Origin of the sequence: Loigolactobacillus backii (assembly GCF_003946275.1) — a bacterium.
In the GTDB taxonomy this organism is placed as follows: domain Bacteria; phylum Bacillota; class Bacilli; order Lactobacillales; family Lactobacillaceae; genus Loigolactobacillus; species Loigolactobacillus backii.
Map to the genome: position 1 here is coordinate 1 of NZ_RHNQ01000052.1, position 19431 is coordinate 19431.

Annotated in this window: 21 protein-coding genes; 17 read left to right on the forward strand and 4 right to left on the reverse strand. The window is 40.5% G+C overall.

The window, feature by feature from the left end; all coding sequences use genetic code 11:
- Positions 1-281 precede the first annotated feature (281 nt).
- From EKM61_RS09025 to EKM61_RS09035, 3 genes are read left to right on the forward strand one after another with little or no spacing between them, the layout of a single operon-like run.
- Positions 282-659 carry a hypothetical protein gene (locus EKM61_RS09025; protein WP_068225998.1) on the forward strand — a complete coding sequence of 126 codons (378 nt, stop codon included), beginning with the start codon at positions 282-284 and terminating at the stop codon, positions 657-659.
- The gene (locus EKM61_RS09030; RefSeq protein WP_068225999.1) at positions 656-1771 is read left to right on the forward strand and encodes an acyltransferase; all 1116 of its coding nucleotides are present in this window, start codon (positions 656-658) and stop codon (positions 1769-1771) included. Before EKM61_RS09025 ends, EKM61_RS09030 begins: the two co-directional genes overlap by 4 nt.
- A gap of 4 nt (positions 1772-1775) precedes the next feature.
- Entirely contained in the window at positions 1776-3863 is a 2088-nt protein-coding gene (locus EKM61_RS09035) for a glycosyltransferase family 39 protein (RefSeq protein WP_075168940.1), read from the forward strand.
- A 141-nt stretch (positions 3864-4004) separates the two neighbouring features.
- On the opposite strand, the gene EKM61_RS09040 is transcribed toward EKM61_RS09035, so the two are convergent.
- The gene (locus tag EKM61_RS09040) at positions 4005-4520 is read right to left on the reverse strand and encodes a peroxiredoxin (RefSeq protein ID WP_068226001.1); all 516 of its coding nucleotides are present in this window, start codon (positions 4518-4520) and stop codon (positions 4005-4007) included.
- 707 nt (positions 4521-5227) lie between these two features.
- On the opposite strand from EKM61_RS09040, the gene EKM61_RS09045 reads away from it, so the two are divergent.
- The 9 genes from EKM61_RS09045 to EKM61_RS09080 all read left to right on the forward strand — a co-directional run bounded on the left by EKM61_RS09045 (position 5228) and on the right by EKM61_RS09080 (position 13527).
- A complete protein-coding gene (locus tag EKM61_RS09045; RefSeq protein ID WP_068226002.1) occupies positions 5228-6415 on the forward strand; it encodes an ABC transporter substrate-binding protein in 1188 nt (395 codons plus the stop codon).
- A gap of 281 nt (positions 6416-6696) precedes the next feature.
- Positions 6697-7575, forward strand: coding sequence for a branched-chain amino acid ABC transporter permease (locus EKM61_RS09050; RefSeq protein ID WP_068226003.1), 879 nt, complete (start codon positions 6697-6699; stop codon positions 7573-7575).
- 9 nt (positions 7576-7584) lie between these two features.
- Complete coding sequence (locus tag EKM61_RS09055; RefSeq protein WP_068226289.1) at positions 7585-8538, forward strand: branched-chain amino acid ABC transporter permease; 954 nt, start codon at positions 7585-7587, stop codon at positions 8536-8538.
- Between the two features lies 1 nt (position 8539).
- Positions 8540-9316: an ABC transporter ATP-binding protein gene (locus tag EKM61_RS09060; RefSeq protein ID WP_068226004.1), complete on the forward strand. Its 777-nt coding sequence runs from the start codon at positions 8540-8542 to the stop codon at positions 9314-9316.
- Positions 9316-10023, forward strand: a complete 708-nt coding sequence (locus tag EKM61_RS09065) for an ABC transporter ATP-binding protein (RefSeq protein ID WP_068279568.1) — start codon at positions 9316-9318, stop codon at positions 10021-10023. The genes EKM61_RS09060 and EKM61_RS09065 overlap by 1 nt, the downstream gene beginning before the upstream one ends.
- A 4-nt stretch (positions 10024-10027) precedes the next feature.
- A complete protein-coding gene (locus tag EKM61_RS09070; RefSeq protein WP_068226006.1) occupies positions 10028-10666 on the forward strand; it encodes a CBS domain-containing protein in 639 nt (212 codons plus the stop codon).
- Positions 10667-10917: 251 nt separating this feature from the next.
- On the forward strand, positions 10918-11796 hold the full coding sequence (locus EKM61_RS09075) for a ribonuclease H family protein (protein ID WP_068226007.1): 879 nt from the start codon (positions 10918-10920) through the stop codon (positions 11794-11796).
- A 291-nt stretch (positions 11797-12087) separates the two neighbouring features.
- The gene (locus EKM61_RS12070) at positions 12088-12249 is read left to right on the forward strand and encodes a hypothetical protein (protein ID WP_156520006.1); all 162 of its coding nucleotides are present in this window, start codon (positions 12088-12090) and stop codon (positions 12247-12249) included.
- A 207-nt stretch (positions 12250-12456) separates the two neighbouring features.
- On the forward strand, positions 12457-13527 hold the full coding sequence (locus EKM61_RS09080; protein ID WP_068226008.1) for an LCP family protein: 1071 nt from the start codon (positions 12457-12459) through the stop codon (positions 13525-13527).
- 76 nt (positions 13528-13603) lie between these two features.
- Here EKM61_RS09080 and tpx read toward each other — a convergent pair whose 3' ends face one another.
- A complete protein-coding gene (tpx, locus tag EKM61_RS09085; RefSeq protein ID WP_068226009.1) occupies positions 13604-14089 on the reverse strand; it encodes a thiol peroxidase in 486 nt (161 codons plus the stop codon).
- 114 nt (positions 14090-14203) lie between these two features.
- Positions 14204-14794 carry a hypothetical protein gene (locus EKM61_RS09090; protein WP_068226010.1) on the reverse strand — a complete coding sequence of 197 codons (591 nt, stop codon included), beginning with the start codon at positions 14792-14794 and terminating at the stop codon, positions 14204-14206.
- A 311-nt stretch (positions 14795-15105) separates the two neighbouring features.
- Between EKM61_RS09090 and EKM61_RS09095 the strand changes: the two genes are divergently transcribed.
- The 5 genes from EKM61_RS09095 to EKM61_RS09115 all read left to right on the forward strand — a co-directional run bounded on the left by EKM61_RS09095 (position 15106) and on the right by EKM61_RS09115 (position 18399).
- Complete coding sequence (locus EKM61_RS09095; RefSeq protein ID WP_068226011.1) at positions 15106-15645, forward strand: GNAT family N-acetyltransferase; 540 nt, start codon at positions 15106-15108, stop codon at positions 15643-15645.
- 352 nt (positions 15646-15997) lie between these two features.
- Positions 15998-17296, forward strand: coding sequence for a Y-family DNA polymerase (locus EKM61_RS09100; protein WP_068226012.1), 1299 nt, complete (start codon positions 15998-16000; stop codon positions 17294-17296).
- Positions 17289-17624: a hypothetical protein gene (locus tag EKM61_RS09105; protein WP_068226013.1), complete on the forward strand. Its 336-nt coding sequence runs from the start codon at positions 17289-17291 to the stop codon at positions 17622-17624. Before EKM61_RS09100 ends, EKM61_RS09105 begins: the two co-directional genes overlap by 8 nt.
- Positions 17621-18001, forward strand: coding sequence for a hypothetical protein (locus EKM61_RS09110; protein ID WP_068226014.1), 381 nt, complete (start codon positions 17621-17623; stop codon positions 17999-18001). Before EKM61_RS09105 ends, EKM61_RS09110 begins: the two co-directional genes overlap by 4 nt.
- Before the next feature lie 107 nt (positions 18002-18108).
- Complete coding sequence (locus EKM61_RS09115; RefSeq protein ID WP_068226015.1) at positions 18109-18399, forward strand: LSm family protein; 291 nt, start codon at positions 18109-18111, stop codon at positions 18397-18399.
- 84 nt (positions 18400-18483) lie between these two features.
- Here the strand turns inward: EKM61_RS09115 and EKM61_RS09120 are convergent, their stop codons facing one another.
- Complete coding sequence (locus EKM61_RS09120; RefSeq protein ID WP_068226016.1) at positions 18484-19344, reverse strand: aldo/keto reductase; 861 nt, start codon at positions 19342-19344, stop codon at positions 18484-18486.
- Between the last annotated feature and the right edge of the window lie 87 nt (positions 19345-19431).

Sequence of the window (19431 nt, forward strand, 5' to 3'; positions counted from 1 at the left end):
GTCTTTAATACTGAGCGCAAATTTTATATGATTGTCTATAGGGTTCACGGTTTTCTCATATCCTTTCAAATGATACTGTAGTGGGTGGATTTTTTGGATGAGGGCTGTGAGCTCTTTTTCTGTCCTTAAATTGTAAATTCAAAGGCACAAAAAATCCTGTTAATAGTTTACCATTTGTAAACTATCAACAGGAAAAAGTATAGAGCCGGTTAACGTACGGCCATCTAAATACGCTAATTCTTGTTTTGATTGTACTTGCTTTATGTGTTTGGTATTGGCTAGTGGCAACAAAGCGTGTTCGTGCAATTGGCCTAGAGTATGTAGGTGCAATTTATAGTGGTCTAATTTTCTTTTTCACCATGTTGCAGCATGAACGCTACCAATTAAGCATGTTGGCCTTTATTATTTTACTTTTACTAACTTCAGCGAATAAGGCGACTTTGACGAATCGAGATTTAAGTTGGTACGCTGTTTTGACGTTAGCGACGTTTATTAATCAGGCTGGCTTTTACTTAGCTGTTTATTTGAATATGCAACCGCTTCGTTACGTTCATCTTATCCGATTAGGTGGTATTATTAACACGTTAATTTTCTTACTTATGGTAGGTTTGTTTTGCTTTAAAGAATATCGTGACGGCGAAAAGAGGCGGTTAGCGTGATAACCGAAGCAAAAATTTTAAAACGTAATCCAGGTCTGGATGCCGTGCGTACCTTAGCAATATTGTTGGCCGTTTTTAGTCACGCAGTTCCCGCACATATTTCGTTTCAACGTTTTTCACCAACGGGACAAATAATTAATTCAATGTTAGTTGCGTTAGGGCATATTGGTGTGCCAATTTTCTTCATTTTATCGGGTTATTTGTTGTTAGACCGAACTTACTCAGATAAGCAAGCTATTCAGCGATTCTACCGCCAAAAAGTGTTGCCGATGGCTATTGCCTTTACTGCTTGGGTGTTGATCTATGATGTATTTCTCAAACTTTTACTGAAACGACCAACAGGTATTCTGCAAGTGTTGGAAGATTTAACGTTCATTTCCCGGCAAAATGGTAATCCTAATAATTTAGGTAATTTCATGTGGAATGCTTGGTTTATGCCGGCAATTCTTGGGTTATACTTGGCAATCCCATTTATTTCCCGGGCAATTCATCAATTTCCGCGGCGGGGACTGTGGGCAATTTATTTGTTAGTAATCAGTCAGACAATGTTGATTCCAACAATTAACTTATTTTTAAATGCGGCTGGTAAGGTGGGATTCTCTGCATCGCAGCTTGATCTTTCCTATTTTGGCGCTCGTAGCGCAACCTATTTTTTTGCCGGTTATTTGATCCGTACTGGTGCATTTCAAAAATGGCGAACTAGTCTGCTAGGACTCTTTACGGTAATAACGACTGGGTTAATTATGTATACGCAGTATGCTTTTCAATTTACGGATTATACCCGCTTTAATGGTGGTCAGCTAAACATGCCCTATGAATACATTCTTTTGTTGCCGTGTGCTGCTGCTATAGTTGCTTGGGGTAGTCGCTGGAAAATCGCACCAATTTGGTTGCGGCGCTGTTTTTACACAACGGCACAGCTTTCTCTAGGCGTCTTTCTGATTCACCGAATGGTCCAATTAGTGATTGAAAAGTTAGGTTGGTTTGCTGGTATGACGTTAACACAACAGACGTTTGCTCTTTGGGGTTGTCTAATCGTTATCAGTTATTTATTGACGTATCTTTTAAGTAAATTGAGCTTTGTTGATCGGTGGTTATTGTTGGGACGGTGAAAAATTGAAAGATAAAAAAATAGTTTGGCCATTTTTGTTAGGTTTAACTGGATTTTTGCTCACCATGATTAGTGTAGTTGCCTTAGCGGAAATCCCTGATGCGTTCCATCACGTGCTGCGTTTTGGACCACTGTTAATTTTGTTAAGTGTAGTGGCATTGATTGGTGTTTTGGTTCGATTAATTCGGTGGCTAAACCAGCAAAATCAACGACTAATTCAGTTGATTGGTTGGTTTGTGGTATTAATTAGCATTGGTGTGCAGCTCTTTTTGGCCTTTCGGATTATTGGTGACAATATCTATGATGGCATGGATATTCGCTTCCAGGCAGTTAATCTACTTAATGGTTCACGCCACTGGATTCCCTATTTTCATGAGTTGGCTCAAAATAATGTGCCAATTACAATGGTGGAATATGGTTTATTAGCAGTATTTAAGGTGTTACATATTAATGGTTGGCTTGGGTTGAATTTAGTAATGTTTGCCTGGATTGATCTGACAATTGGTTTACTTTGGTCGTGGGTTAGCCACCGGTGGGGTCAGACCTATGCACTAATTTTATTAGTACTTGCGGCAATGTATTTTCCATTTTATGGTTACGCGTTATTTTTCTATACAGATGGGGTTGCTCTTTTATTTCCAGTATTAACCTTATGGCTTTTGGAGCGTTATTTTAAAGCGGATAAGCGTGGTTGGATTTTACTGATTATATTAGGAATTGAACTTTGGCTTGGGTTTTGGTTAAAAGGTAATAATGGTGTGTTACTTATTGCAACGCTCTTAGTCTTACTTGGTGATCATTATCGACAAGGCTGGCGAAAAACTTTTGCCGCCATTGCGCTACTTTTAGTTCTTTTTGGCGTTGGCGTTGTGGCAACACCACATTTGGAGGCCAGCGTTGGCTATGAGCAGCCACAAAGCAAAAAAATGCCTTTACTCACTTGGACAATGATGGGCCTGAATTACGGGACACAGGGCTCAAGTAGCCATGCTGATACAGGGATGATTCAAAAACAGTCAACGTACGCCAAGAAGCAGACATTAGCAGTGACAACAATTAAAGCGCGTGTCCGGAGTAAAGGGGTAGCCGGACTTGCCGGTCACTTACTAAATAAACTTAATTTGATGTGGTCAGATGGCAATTTGGATGCCACCGAGACAATTAATCAGGCCCACTCCTACAGCAAATTATTCCAGTATCTGTACGGCTCTAATAAGCTATTAATTAGTTCGTTAAACCAAGTTATTTACGTTGCTATTTTAGGACTCAGCGTGATTGCTGTTATTGGTTTTAGTGTGCTACCCAAACAATTAGATTTAGAAATGAAATTTATTATTCTAACTATTTTGGGTGTATTTAGTTTTCATTTATTGTTTTGGGAGGCCGAGGCTCGCTATGTCTTACTAGTTTTCCCGTTATTACTAGTGCTGGCTACCTTCGGCTTGAAACAATTAGCAGCATTGTCGTTTGAAGATTTGGTTGGACCGAAACTTATTCGGCAGAAGAGATTATTTAAAACAGGTTTAAGCCTCTTACTCGTTGCGGTTGCGGCAATCGGTATGTTAAGTGCGCGCCGATTCGTCGAAGCGCCAGTAACACAGAGTGAGCCGGTAGTTCAGCAAACAAAAGATTACGGTAATTATGTTCTTAAGCCGGGGCACCAAGTGACACAACGGATTTGGCTATCTAAGGCGGCTAATGCAATTAGTATTCAAAATCCGCGTAAAAATGGCACTAAAAATATCAGTGCTCACGTGGCTCGCGGGACAACTAGTTGGCGACTTAAGGCCAAAGCAACTAGCTGGAGCAGTCAACACAAGTTTAAGGCAGGTACTTATAAACTAACTTTATACAATCGCAGTCACAAAACAATTAAATTAGCAATTTTAGATAGTCGTAGCTATAATGCGGTGCCCGCTGCCAAACCACTTAATCAAAATAAGTGGCATCACCAGTACTTGCTGTTTAAGGCAGAAAATAAATGGCAACAACCACTTTTCAGCGCAAAAAAATTAGCGCTATTAATTATTTTAATTACATTGGTAGATGTTAGCTTTATCTGGTTACCTAAAAGTAATCGAAAAAAAGATTAGATTTTAAGGATTATTACTAGCTTACGTTACGCATTAAATCCAAAATCGATTTTTGTCTCACTCCCTTAGTAAAAATAGTTTCCAAATTCGACCTAAAAAATAACGATCTAAAGGCTAGCAAAAGCCTTAGGTCGTTATTTTTTACCTTAAATGATTAAGCGCGCAAAATTTGCGAATGAAATTTAACGCCGCCAAATAGTCTGGTTCGTTAGTTTGTTCGGTCATAAATTCACGGTAGATAATTTTTCCACTAGGAGCAACGATGAAGACGGCACGTGCAAGCGTTGCGTTGGTGGGCATGTAAAGTGCCATTGCCTCGCCAAACGAAGCATCAGCATCAGACAGCATTTCCATACTAGTAACGCCCTTAATTCCGCACCAATCAAGTTGTTCGGCACAAGTGTTTGTTGAGATAGTGACAAAGCGTGCCGCCGTGACTAGATCACTGGCACGATTAAATTGGATGGTTTGTGTTGTACAAACCCGGGTATTAATATTTGGGACCACGCTTATTAGTAATGGTTTTCCCAATAAATCCTTTGTCGTTATCCGCGTTTTTTCGTTTGCACTTTTTAACGTGAAGTTTGGTAGTGGCTCACCCACTTCTGGTGGTGTCCCAATAGTAGCATAGGGTTTGCCGTAACGGTTAATTTGCATTGTAAGCCCTCCTAAGTTCGTATTTGGAAAATACCTTTACCTGGCTAATTTAGTATAAACATGGTTGAAAAGCAGCTACTTGCGGAGACCGAGACGAATTGCGTTACGGGCTTCATAACTGGGATCCTTAACTTTTTGCCACAAGCACGGACAACATTCGCAGCAGCAAAAATTATTTGCGTACTTGACAAATAATTAACCATAATTGCGAATTAGCAGTTGAATGGTCAACGGATGGCGCATTAGGCCTATTTGCGTACTTGGCTGCAATTCGGATTTTGGTTCATCTTAGTCCGATCGTCAGCGAAGTCAGTAATAATCCTCAATTGCGGAATAGAATCTAACCGCCTTTCTAAAACTCGATAGTTATTAAACCTTTTACGCAAGCATAGCCTATTCGAAATAAAATGAGCAATTAATAAGCTTGGCTTAAAAATAATTAAGAACAAGGGAAAACGCAAAATTGGAATTAAATTAGTTTTAAATGAGTTTAAAATGCGAAAAAAGTGTAAATTCTTATTTTGTAAACAACAGATTACTGTTATGCCGGCCTCGATTGCTATAATAAGTCCTGTAATAATAGCATTTACAGCTAAATGTATCCGTTACCAGGCCGCTTTTTTGCCTAGAAAACGTTGACGCCTCTAATTTGTTATGTTAGTTTATTAAAAACAGATTAGAATTAAATTTACTTAGGAGATGGGCTTATGCGCGGGAAGAAATTAGCAACTGTACTGGGAACAGTCATGTTGGCTGGGTCATTATTATTGGCCGGATGTAGCAGTAGCGCCACTAATGGTGGCAACAAACAGTCCGGTAATACAATTAAGATTGGTGGTAACTTTGAGCTTTCTGGCGCTGCTGCGGCTTATGGGCAAGCAATGCAGCGTGGGACCGAACTTGCCGTCTCACAGATTAACAAAGATGGTGGGGTCAAAGTTAACGGTAAAAAGTTAAAACTTCAATTAGTTCAAAAGGATAATAAGTCCGATAATTCGCAAGTTGCGTCAGTTGCTTCCAATCTGGCAACACAAAGTAAAGTGGTTGCCTCAGTTGGCCCGATCACTTCCGGTGCCGATTTGGCTGCCTTACCTAATTACACTAAGGCAAAGGTTCCGTTAATTACACCAGGTGGTACGCAAGACTCCTTGACAGTCCAAAAGAACGGCAAAGTCCAACCGTATATGTTCCGTTCATGTTTCGAGGATAGTTATCAAGGTAAGGCATTAGCTAAATACGTTTACAGTAATATGAAATTAAAGCGAGTTGCCATTTTAGCCGATAAGTCGACTGATTACGCTCAGGGATTAACGAAGGCCTTCAAGAAAGAATTTAAGGGCCAAGTTGTTCAAGTTCAGTATTATCAGGCCGGTGACAAAGATTTCAATACCTTGTTGACTAAGCTGAAGGGTAAGAAGTTTGATGCATTGTTCGTTCCAGGTTATTACTCTGAAGCTGGTTTAATTGTTAAACAGGCTCGGCAAATGGGAATCACTCAACCAATTGTTGGTGCTGATGGTTTCGCCGATCCTAAATTAGTTCAAATTGCGGGTAAGAAGAATGCAAGCAATATTTACTACACAACACATTTTGATCCTAAGGCTACCAATAATGCTAAAGCAACGGCTTATATGAAAGCATACAAGGCTAAGTATAATGAACAGGCCGGTACATTTGATGCTTTAGCTTACGATGCAACTTACATGATTAAAGATGCAATTGAAAATGAAAAGTCAGCTGATTCGACGAAGATTGCCACTGGATTATCTAACTTAAAGAACTTTAAGGGTGTTACGGGCACGATTACGATGGATAAGAAACATAATCCACAAAAGCCAGTTATCATTGCAAAAGTTGAAAATGGTGAAGAAGTTCAGGCTACCTCCGTTAAATAAAGCGGAGCGTAAAGATAGTTTAGGTTTCAAATAGAAATAACTTGAGTTTTGGTTTTATACAGCAATAACGATTCGATTGTTCAGTGTAACAAAGTACTGAAATTTTCCTTTGAGATGTGGGCCAAAAGGCAAATTTCCCGTTTAACCTCAACTGCTAATTTAGTTACTTGATAACCAAGTTAGTAGTTGAATTAAGCTCGAAATTTAACCTCCTTTTGGCCCATTCTCAATTTAAAAGTTATGTTAGTTTTGGAAGTATAAAGAAATGGAAGTGAAGCGCTGTGCATACAGTTTTGCAACAATTAGTTAATGGATTATCGCTGGGTAGTATCTATGCACTGTTAGCACTTGGTTACACCATGGTTTATGGGATTATCAAGTTAATTAACTTTGCTCATGGCGATATTTATATGTTAGGGGCCTTTTGGGGCTATTACGTGATTAATCAGTGGCACTTTAGTTTTTGGCCGGCGTTAATTTCAGCGATGGTATTCTGTGCGTTAGCAGGGGTTATCATTGAATATTTGGCCTACCGACCACTACGAAATTCACCACGAATTGCGGCATTGATCACTGCAATTGGGGTGTCATTCTTATTGGAAAATGGAATGTCGTACTTATTTAGTTCAAATGTACGTAGTTTTCCGCAAGTCATTGCGGTTAAACAGTACCATCTAGGTTCAGTAACGATTTCAAACATTCAGTTATTAATTTTGGTTGTTTCAATTGTTTTAATGATTTTATTACAGTTAATTATTAAGGAAACCAAGATGGGCAAAGCAATGCGCGCCGTTTCTGTTGACGCTGACGCTGCTCAATTAATTGGAATTAATATTGACCGGACAATCTCCTTTACCTTTGCTTTAGGTTCAGCCTTGGCTGGTGCCGCAGGTGTTTTGATTGGTTTATATTACAATTCTATTGATCCGTTGATGGGCATGACACCTGGGATCAAGGCCTTTGTTGCCGCAGTTCTTGGTGGGATTGGTCTAATTCCTGGTGCTGCTCTTGGTGGTTTTGTAATTGGCTTAATTGAAACTGCTGTTCAAGCACTTGGGTTCTCTGCCTTTAAAGATGCAGTTGTGTACGCCGTTCTGATTTTAATTCTATTAGTTCGACCAGCTGGTATTTTGGGCAAGAACGTCAAAGAGAAAGTGTAGGTGCCGAACATGAAGAAAAATTTGAAATATAATTTGACCTGGCTTGCCATCATGGTTGTCGGCTACATTTTAATTGATGTCCTTGAATTGGTAGGTGTCATTGATCAATTTGCTGAAACTACTTTAGTTTTAATCGGCATTAATATTATTTTGGCGACTGGCCTTAATTTGATTATTGGTTTTTCGGGGCAATTTTCATTAGGTCACGCTGGTTTTATGGCGATTGGTGCTTATACATCGGCACTAATCACGCAGGCAATACCAAATGGTGGGGGCATGGTACTTGGCTTAATCGCCGGAATGGCACTTTCCGCCTTAGTTGCCCTTATCGTTGGGATTCCAACGTTACGTTTAAATGGGGACTATTTGGCGATTGCAACAATGGGAGTTGCCGAAATTATTCGGATTATTATGAATAACTTGAAGATCACAAATGGGCCAGCGGGTTTGTACAACATTCCCCAACTGGCCAACTGGTCAGTAGTTTACCTCTTTGTTTGTTTAACGACAATTCTGATTGTTAACTTTATCCATAGTCGTGATGGTCGTGCGGTAATGTCCGTCCGTGAAGATGAAATTGCCGCTGAATCCATGGGCGTTAATATTACCAAATGGAAAGTTATTGCCTTTGTTCTTGGTGCAGCAACTGCCGCAATTGGTGGTGCCTTACACGCCAGCTATATCCAAACAATTGCACCTAATGATTTCGGTATTATGGAGTCAATTAACATTTTAATCATTGTTGTTATGGGTGGTATTGGTAGTATTACCGGAACCTATGTAGCCGCGATCGTTTTAGGATTATTGGACATGGTTTTACAAAATTTTGGGACTTTAAGAATGGTACTTTATTCGTTAGCCTTGATTTTAATCATGGTCTTTAAGCCTTCTGGATTGTTAGGTACGTGGGAGTTCTCAGTTCGCCGCATCTTTACGAAACTTAAGGCAAAGGGGGACGCTTAAAATGACTTTACTAGATGTTAAGGGCTTAACGAAAAGTTTCGGTGGCTTGACGGCTGTCTCCGATGTTTCGTTGCATTTGGATGATAACGAGTTAGTTGCTCTAATTGGACCAAATGGTGCCGGTAAAACGACGCTGTTTAATTTATTAACTGGTGTTATTGTCCCCACTGAAGGAACCGTAACCTTACAGGCCGATTCTGGGCTAGAGGTTTTGAATAAAAAGAAGCCTTATACGATCGCGCAAGCAGGATTAGCGCGGACTTTTCAAAATATTCGCTTATTCAAGGGTTTGTCAGTTGAAGATAACGTGTTGATTGCCATGACCAGTAAAAATAAAGAGGGTTTTTTCGAAAGTATCTTTCGCCTGCCTTCTTTCTATAAAAAGGAAGACGAGTTACACCAACAAGTGTTAGATTTGTTGAAAATTTTTGATATGCAAGATGACGCTGATAAATTAGCAAAAAACTTGCCTTATGGTGCACAACGACGGTTGGAAATTGTCCGTGCACTAGCAACCAAGCCGAAGATTCTCTTTTTAGACGAACCTGCTGCCGGGATGAATCCTGAGGAAACTGCGGACCTAACGCGTCTAATTCGCCAAATTCAAGAAGAATTCCACATCACTATTTTACTAATTGAACACGATATGTCATTGGTTATGAACGTTGCCGAACGAATTTACGTTTTGGAATACGGCCAATTGATCGCTGAAGGGACACCAGAAGAGGTACAGAAGGATCCAAAGGTTATCAAGGCATACTTGGGAGGTGAAGCGTAATGCTGCTACAAGTTAGCGATTTGGCCGTTAATTATGGCGTTATTCACGCAGTTAAGGGCGTCAGCTTTGACGTTAATGAAGGCGAAATCGTTTCACTGATCGGTGCTAATGGTGCTGGTAAAACAACGATTTTAAAAACAATCTCTGGTTTAATGCGCCCAGCCAGCGGTAAAATAATCTATGAAGGTAAAGAAATTCAAAACAAAAAGTCACAAAAAATTGTGGCCGATGGAATTTCACAAGTCCCTGAAGGCCGCCATATTTTCCCAGGATTATCCGTTTTAGAAAACTTACAAATGGGCGCCTTTTTACGAAAAGATCGCGATGGAGTCAAGGCGGATTACGCTATGGTTTTTGAACGTTTCCCTGTTCTAAAGGAGCGCCGTGATCAGGACGCCGCAACGCTATCTGGTGGTGAGCAGCAAATGTTAGCCATGGGCCGTGCGTTAATGGCCAAACCGAAGTTGTTGTTGATGGACGAACCTTCAATGGGCCTAGCACCAATTTTTATCAATGAAATCTTTGATATTATTCAGGCAATCAAAAAACAAGGGACCACAGTATTATTAATTGAACAGAATGCTTCTAAAGCCTTATCCATTGCTGATCGTGGCTACGTTTTATCCACGGGTAATATTATCTTGTCCGGAACTGGTAAGGAATTATTAGCCAATGATGAAGTCCAGAAAGCATATTTAGGGGGATAAAAGTATGAGTGTTGCAGATTTTATGACAAAAAAGTTAATTACGGCACAACCAACGACGCGAATTAATGATGCCGTTGATCTAATGAAAGAGCACGATATTCACCGTTTACCGGTACTTGACGGTGGCAAACTAGTTGGGCTTGTCACTGAAGGAATTATTCAGCGGGCGTTGCCATCACAAGCAACTAGTTTATCAGTTTATGAGGTTAACTACTTACTGACTAAAACAACTGTCGCTGATATTATGGAAAAGGATGTATTGACGACGCCGTCCAATGTTGTTTTAGAAGACGCAATCTACACAATGCGTAAACATAACGTAGGCGTGTTGCCAGTTGTTGATGACGGTGCTTTAGTGGGTATTATTACGAATAACGATATTTTCGATGCCTTCTTGAATGTTGCTGGGTATAACGAGGGTGGTACCAGTGTTTCGGTGCGAGTTGCTAAGGATGAAGCGGGCTTTCTCGCGCGTGTGGGCAACGCGTTAGCCACTAAGAATTACAATATCCTTACTTTAATGGTGACTAGCCGAGATAACGAAAAAGAAGTGGAGTTACACGTTGATACTAAGGACGCTGCTAGCGTGACTAAGGTTTTGCAGGACGCTAACTTTGACGTTACGGCCGTCACTTCGGCTTAAAAGGCTTAGGGAATGTTTAGAAAAATACAGGACGTTACTTTTTTAAACACGCTTACCCTAAATTAGTCAGAAAAATAAGCATAAAAGTATTTTCTAAATCTGATTTAAATTAATGGATTAAAGCACACTGCTTGCAAGGTGTGCTTTAATCCATTTTTATGTTGTTGAGCCATACAAGTGGAATGTGTTTAAAAGGGCACGCGCTATGCTAAAATTAGTAGATAGCTTTTTAACGGAATGGAGTGTTGATCTTGGCAGCAGAAAAATTCTATGCAATTGCCCGCGGGCGTAAACAAGGCGTGTTTAAAACAACCTGGGCACAGGCAAAGACGCTGGTTGAAGGCTTTAATGGTGCTCGCTATAAGGGTTTCAAAAGTCAAACGGAGGCCCAGGCATGGTTAGCGGAGCAGCAAACGACGAGGCCAAAAACGGGTGCTAAAACTAGCTCAACGGCGCCAGTCCGGCATCAAGCGGATACCATTTATTTGTACACGGACGGCGGTTCGCGTAACACAGGAAACGTTAACGGCCAGCACGTCAAAGTCGGAGACAAGGCGGCCTGGGCCTACTTGATTCAGTATAATGATCAAGAGATGAGTGATTCGGCTGGTGAATTTGGGGCAACAAATAATAAAATGGAAATTACGGCGCTGCTAGAAGGATTGCGTTATATAGCGCAAACTTGGCCAGTGACAACACCGATCGTTGTCATAGCCGACTCACAATACGTCCTTAATGCCATTACTAAGCACTGGCTGGCAGGTTGGCAGCGAAAAGGGTGGACGCGGGGACCAGGTAAACCATTGGCCAATAAAGAATTATGGCAGGCCCTAGCACAACTGTTGCCGCGTTTTAGTCAAATTAGTTATCGTTGGACTAAAGGTCATGCCACCAATCATGGCAACGTTTTTGTTGATCATGCACTCAATCAAACGATGGACGCTATGGCAGCTAATAACCCAAGTGGTCGGCAAGAGAGTGTGTCTGGTGAACAAATAGCTAAATCGGCCAAACCAGTTAAGTCAGTTGCCAAATCGCAACGACCTTCACCGGAGTCAATGGCGTCAATTCGTAAAACACTGAAAGAAATGGGTTATCTACAACATAAAAGTGAATCAGAGAATAATTAAATTTTGCCGGCCACTATTGGTGAATAAAAGAGGGGTGGTTAATGCTGTCTTCTTGATCCAAGCTCCTGCTATACTGAAGAAAAGATCAGGATGTGGTTAATATGTGGCGTTTCTTTAGTGTTTATCATCAACCATTAGAATTGTCTTTAGGAATAGCTGGGGCGTTGGTTTTTGTTTTATTCGCGCTTCGAGCATTGAGAATCAGTCGGTATTTTCTATGCGGGTTATACATTGTGTTGGCCATCTTAGTGCTCGGAATTGCGATCAATCTTTGGCTAAGGGGGTAAATTAATGAAGCGGCTTCTTCAGAGTGGTCTTTATTTACTGGTTTTATTTGTTATTGCGGGGAGCCTATTTCGTTACGGTGGCTGGTTTTGGACGTTAATTTGTATCGGCTTAATGCTGTTTAGTCGCCAGTTAGGGGTCTATTTTCAAAATAGGCGAAAAAAATGAAAAGTGGTACAAGGGCCATCCGTTTGGGGTGTTATAAATATTAGTGGGGTACACCGATATTTTACAGTAGGAACTGGACATTTTTTAAAAGTGGATTTAATAGTTAAGTTGTAAATTTATCGTTAAGTTCATTGAATTTACCGGGAGAGTATTTATTTTTGTGGTACGCTAAAAGACGTAAATATTTTTTGGAGGAGCTCAATTTTTATGAATGGGACATCACGACGACAGCAGAGACCAACGCGTAAAAAGCATCATTGGATTTTATGGACACTGTTGGGAGTATTAGTAGTTTTACTTCTTGCTGGCGGCGGCTTTGCCTACAGCATCCTGCACAAAACACAAGCATCGTTTGATAAAATGTATTCGCCAGCAACGACAAAGGCGCCCCAGGCAATTGAACAGGGCAAGCCGGTTTCAATTCTATTTTTAGGGGTTGATACTGGTGCCGATGGGCGAGTTGACCGGGGAAACTCGGATACTTTGATCGTGGCAACTTTGAACCCGAAGACTCACAAAACAATGATGTACAGTATTCCTCGAGACACACTTGCTGAAATGTCCGGTGATAAGAAGCGTAATATGCAAAAAATTAACGCGGCTTACAATATTGGAAGTTCAACGATGGCCAAAAAGACCGTTAGCAGGCTATTAGGTATCCCGATTGATTATTACGTGACCGTTAATATGGGTGGTCTGCAAAAAGTCGTGGATGCCGTTGGTGGCGTGACGGTTAACAGCCCAATGGTGGTTTCCCTTAACGGCATAACGATTCCAAAGGGCAAACAGCATTTGAATGGTAAGCAGGCGCTAACCTACGCACGAATGCGTTATGAGGATCCCCGTGGTGATTATGGCCGCCAAATGCGGCAACAAGAGGTTATTCGGGCAGTTATGAAAAAGTTGGCTTCACCTAAGGGAATTAGTCATTATGATGCCCTTTTAAAATCACTGCAACCTAACGTACGCACGGATTTACCGTTTAATAATATTATTCGGTTGGGGCTTAAATACCACAAAAACGCTGATCATATTTCTTCACAGCATTTACAGGGACAGTCCGCGTGGATTAATGGTAGTTCCTACCAGATCGCGTCAACTAGTCAATTAACCAAGGCTTCGAACAAAATGCGTGCAGAAATGGCTTTACCAAAAAAGCAACTTGATAATGATGAAACGCGCTTAAACGCTTTGAATCCAACCTTTAATGGCACAAGTAATCAAACCTATAATACTTTTGGGCTCGATACCGTCTACTATACGTATAATACCTATTAAAATTCGGTATCTAAAAATGCTCCGCACGATGGTTATCGTGCGGAGCATTTTTACGCGCAATTAAATAATAAACTAGTTAATTAAGAAAATCTAAGGCTGCCTGATAATTGGGCTCGTTGGTCTGTTCTGTAACAATTTCAGAGTATTGAATCGTTCCCGCGGCGTCAATAATAAAGATTGAGCGCGCTAAGGTATTATTGCTAGCGACATAGATACCAAAAGCATCCCCTAAAACGTGTTTTTCATCGGCCAACATTTCCATCCGGGTAACACCTGCTGCAGCGCACCAAGTAGCTTGTTGTGCTGGTGTATTAGTTGAAACTGTGACGAAACGAATGTTAGGAATTTTGTCGGCATCAGCGTTAAAGTGTTTTGTTTGAATACTACAAACGCGAGTATTGATATCCGGCACAATGCTAATAAGAGTTGTCTGGCCAGTTAAATCAGTATTGGTCACTGTGCGGTTATTTTTATCTTGAACGACAAATGTTGGCAGCTTAGCACCAATCTTTGGTGGCTGTCCGTTAGTTAATAGTGTGTTACCGTGACGTGTAATTTCCATTAAAGTTCACCTCATAAAATTTAGTCTATCTTTATACTAATAGAAAATGGTTAATGTGGGAAATAATATTACTCGAACACGTTTAGTCCAAATTAATTTTCCAAACAGGCCAGTTTATTTAGTAAACTCAACGACGTATTGACCTTGGCCATCTGACGAGACGTGGAAGTTACTGAAATTGCCCATGTTTTGTCGTGCCCAATTAACGGCATCAGTAACGTTAGAAAAAGTTTGGCCACTACTTGTACCTGTTGAACTAGTATCGCTGCTAGCCGCCGAGTTGCTTTCAGCGGTGGCCTGACTAGCGGCTGCTGCTGATTGTGAATCAGCAGTGTCATCATTAGCGGTAGTGTCGCTAGTTGTATCACTGGTATTATCAGTTGTTTCGGATTTAGTGGTTGCCTTTTTGGGCTCAGAGGAGCGACTACTTGTATTTTGACTGGAACTACTTGTACTGGTTGTTGTGGAATCAGCGTTGTTTTCAGTCGTAATACTAGAAAATTCAGCGTAAATACCAAAAATGACGATCAGGATGACAATGACAACCAACCACCACTTGTTTCGTGAAAAGAATGAAGGTCCACCAGGCTGTTTTTGAGGCACTCTTTTGTTTGGTTTAGCTGGTTTCTTTTCTTGCTTACGCTGGTCACTGCGGTTAGCGTGGCGGCGGGCCATTCGACTATTTGGTTCATTTGGATTTTTCATAACAAAAACTCCCTTACTGCTTGATCAAATACTGTAATAACGATGATAGTTTATATTTGGAATAACACCTTTTTTGCGAAATAGTGAAGTCTGTTTCTAAACACTTAGTTTACCATGCTTAGTTGAATAAATTTTAAATTTATCTTTTACTTAGTTTAAATTTAGGAAATTCAGACAATCTTTAAAAGTTGACGATAATCTTATAATAATTAAACCCTGTTTGGCCAAAAAACTGACAAGCAAGTCGCTTGCAATCTGACGTGACGACGCCTAATCTAGTCATTATTGAATTGAAATGGAGTGATTTTGTTATGGCAGTTATCGAAACCTCGCGTTTGCGGTTACGTCCGATCGCTCAGGCGGACGCAGTTGATCTATTCCAAGTATTGCGGGATGCAGATGTTGTTAGGTATTTACGTTATCAACAGGCAACTGATTTGGCTGCTATCCAACAGGAAATTACGGAGCACTTTGGTCGTGATACTAGTACAGTTTTTGGAATTGAACTAAAATCCAGTAACAGACTAGTTGGTTTTTTTGAATTTCATCCGAATGGAAATAGCGGTATTCTAACTTATGCGTTGGCACAGGCCGATTGGGGTAAGGGAATCGTTCCCGAGGCCGGCCAGGCGTTAGTACGTTATGGATTTGAAACGTTAAATTTTCAACGCTTAGAGGCTCATTATGCAGCGATAAATCATAAATCGGCGCGCGTGATGGCAAAATTAGGGATGATTGATCGTGGAAAAATACAAGATTTTCGTTCGCAGACTGGTGAAATTATCAGTGTCAAGGCTTACGATTTGACTAAAGAGCAGTGGCAGGCCGAACAATTGAGTGCGCTGGGCTAAAGCATAGTTTAAAAGGTGCCTAGGCGTACCATTTTTATTGACGAGGTGGGCGTAGCTACTAAAACGGCTTGGGACTAGGCAGATTAATATTGGTAAGTCGAGTATCAAGTACATTTTGTTAATAGTTTAAAGCAAAATTTATTTGCGGTAAATTTAAATGCTGTCTGGTTTCACGTGAAACTCTACTCAGTCAGTGATGAATCAAACGATATTTTAGTGTATTTTACTAACATACCGTTTGATTTTTTTATTTTGACTTGCACTTAATACTTGTTCAGCGTATGATGAATGCAATTAGAACATATGTTCCCTAGCGACTTAAGCGTTTTTAGTTTTAAGGGTGGTGGAGAAAGTGGATTATTCACGTGAACCGCATGGTGTTTATTTTTTAATTGATAATAAGTCTTTCTACGCTAGTGTTGAGTGCGTTAGTCGCGGATTAGAGCCACTTAAAACCTGCCTTGTTGTGATGTCAGAAACCGATAATACAAATGGTGGTTTGATTTTAGCGACATCGCCTATGGCCAAACAACTATTTCATATTACTAACGTTAGTCGCAGGCGTGATCTACCTGATGATCCCCGTTTAATAATTGTGCCTCCACGAATGAACTTATACATTAAAAAAAATTTACAAATTAATACAATCTTTCAGCGTTTTGTTGCTGATGAAGATCTTTATCCCTATTCAATTGATGAATCAATTCTCGATCTAACACATTCATGGCGCCTGTTTGGTTCATCGCCGCAACAAGTGGCCCAACTAATTCAGGACACCGTCCATAAAGAGCTGGGTTTACGACTGACCGTTGGCATTGGTGAAAATCCACTGCAGGCAAAGATTGCACTAGATGTTTATGCTAAGCATGATCAGAATTTTATCGGTCAAATTACTTATGCAACGGTACCAACGAAACTTTGGACAATTTCAAATTTAGTCGATGTTTGGAGTATTGGTAAAAGAACGGCCCATCATCTAACGCGACTTGGGATTACGAATTTATTTGAATTGGCTCATAGCAATCCGTACATGCTGGTACAAGAAATGGGTGTTATTGGTGCTCAGTTATTTGCGTTAGCTTGGGGAATTGATCGAAGCAAGCTTTCCCAACGAATTAAACCTAAGGATAAAAGTCTGGGCAACTCGCAAGTTTTGCCGCGTGATTACAGTCAACAGATCGAGATTGAATTAGTGATTAAGGAGATTGGTCAGCAAGTGGCCGCTCGGGTTCGACACCACCACCAATTAACAAGTTGTCTTAGTTTGAGTATTGGTTTTGCCTATGCCGCAAGTGCTGCTGCTAAACGCAGTGGGTTTTCCCATGAGTGTAAATTGGAACCAACAGATGATAGTCGCCTAATTACCAGTCAGTTATTACGCTTATTTCGCCAGTTTTGGCAGGGTGAGGCGGTTCGAAATATTGCTGTTTATTGTTCCCAATTATGTGCCAACACAGGGGAACAGTTAGATTTATTCACGCCCCTTTGCCGGCAAATAAAGCAACAACAATTTAACCACGTGGTTGATCAGGTTAGAGCCAAGTTTGGAACAACATCGCTTGTTATGGCCAGTAGTTTGTTGCAAGGGGGGACACTTATTCGGCGAAGCGCATTGGTAGGCGGCCATAATGGAGGTAATAGCTTTGAATGAACAAATTTTAAAGCGGGAAGCAAAATTAATTGTTCAGCGCTGTCAGGATCAATTTAAGCAGAAGCGACAAACGCATTACTGGATAAAAGTTGTCAATGACCACTATGATCATACGTATAATTTCTTCTTTAATTATCAGCGCTTACACCAGGTTGAACGATCAGTGCCAGTGCGAACAATTACCGAATCTGATCTGCAGTGGTTGGAATTATTGATTCAGGAAATTCAACGATTAACGGAATTCAACATTGAATATGAAGGTTTTTATCATTTCTTATGGCCTAATGCGCAGCGGCCAATTCAAAAAAGAAGGAATCAAGCCGAATGAGAGTAAATTATCAGTTTTCAGATAAGGTCGTGCAACACTTCTTTGATTTCGACTACCATGATCGGGGCATGCTTAAGTGGGGGGGATTTTTTCTATCTGATCATACCAAGGCGCTTAAACGTCTGGCCCTTGCCGAGCGAGAAATTCAACCTAAGCCTGAACAATTGCCTGCTGAAATAGCTAGTCGGCTTGAAAAAGGCTGGTGCAAGCAGTGTTTAATCTATATCCAACAAAAAGTTGTGCAAAATGGGACTTATCTACCCGATGTGGTTGGCGTTGTTGTCGGCTATGATGAAGCCAATATTTTCTTGAAAATTGGTCAGTCGACACAGACAGTGGCAGTTATGGATATCAGAAACGTATCATTTCGACCGTAAAGAATTCTGGGCCACGCTAAAAAAATTTAGTGTCTTGTTCGCTTGTTTTTAGAAACGTATGTTCGTATACTTTGTTAGTGTTAGGTATGGGGTAAAGGAGTAGGGTAATGCAAATAAAAGTTGTACCGGGAGATTTTTTTAATTGGTTTTATAATATTGTGCCAAAACAAAGTTCAAATGAATCAATAGCGATACTAGAACAGGCAATGGAAGAACACTATTTGGTGACAGTATGGTTGTCGGCCGCCTGGTCCGGAAAAAAGTGTCAAGGATACCTAGTTGATTTTGATTCACAAGGATTTTTGATTATTGAACGGGCTGGTAAGCAAATTCAATTGCCATTTAAGGCGATGAATTACGTTCGACCAGTTAATAGACAATGGCGATTAGCTTATTGATTGCAAATTTTTCAATAAAAAATAGCCTGAGGATTACTTGATAAATACGACTATTTACCGATTAATCCAGCGACTATTTTTTGATTATTTTAGATTGGCAATTGCTTGAAAGTCATTATCAGATAATTTGATTGCAGTTGCGGCAACGTTTTGGGCTAGGTGATCTAAGTTAGCAGTTCCCGGAATTGGCAACATCATTGGTGAGCGTTTTAGTAACCAAGCAAGGGCGATTTGTGCGGGACTTGCCTGATATTTATCCGCAATTTTTTTAAGCACGCTACCTTCATTAGCTAATTTACCAGTTGCTAATGGGAACCAAGGTACAAAGACAATTTTGTGTTGTTCAGCGTAATCCAAAACGTCCTCATCACTGCGATCTGTAACGTTGTACAAATTTTGCACAGCATCAATGTGAGCGATCTTTTCTGCGGCCTGTAGTTCAGGAATTTTAACTTGACTTAAACCAAGGTGCTTAATTTTTCCTTCATCTTGCATTTTTTTCAGTTCACCTAATTGATCTTCTAGCGGAATCTTAGGATCAATTCGGTGCAGAAAAAGAAGATCGATGCTATCAACACCTAAAGTACGTAAGTTAAGTTCAACTTGTTGGCGTAAATAATCTGGTCGACCATCAGGGGTCCAGAGATTTGGACCTTGCCGAGTTTGACCAACTTTAGTCGAAATGAAAATATTTTTATAGTTACCTTGGTAAGGTGCAAACGTGTCACGCATAAGCAAGTTAGAGGTGAAAGGACCGTAGGCATCAGCGGTATCAAAAAAGTTGATTCCTAGGTCGACCGCTTTAGCCAAAACGCGGCGCGCATTTTCTGGGTCTGCAGATGGTCCCCAAACACCAGAACCAGGTAATTGCATTGTACCGTAGCCGAGGCGATTAAACGTCTTATCGCCAAGTGTTAGAGTACCAGCAGCAGTAGTTGTTGTCATAAAAAAGCCTCCTCGTATTATTAAAAATGTATTCAAGTATTGACCAGCTTCGCTGTTTGGATGCTGTGTGATATTCTCTAATTGTTC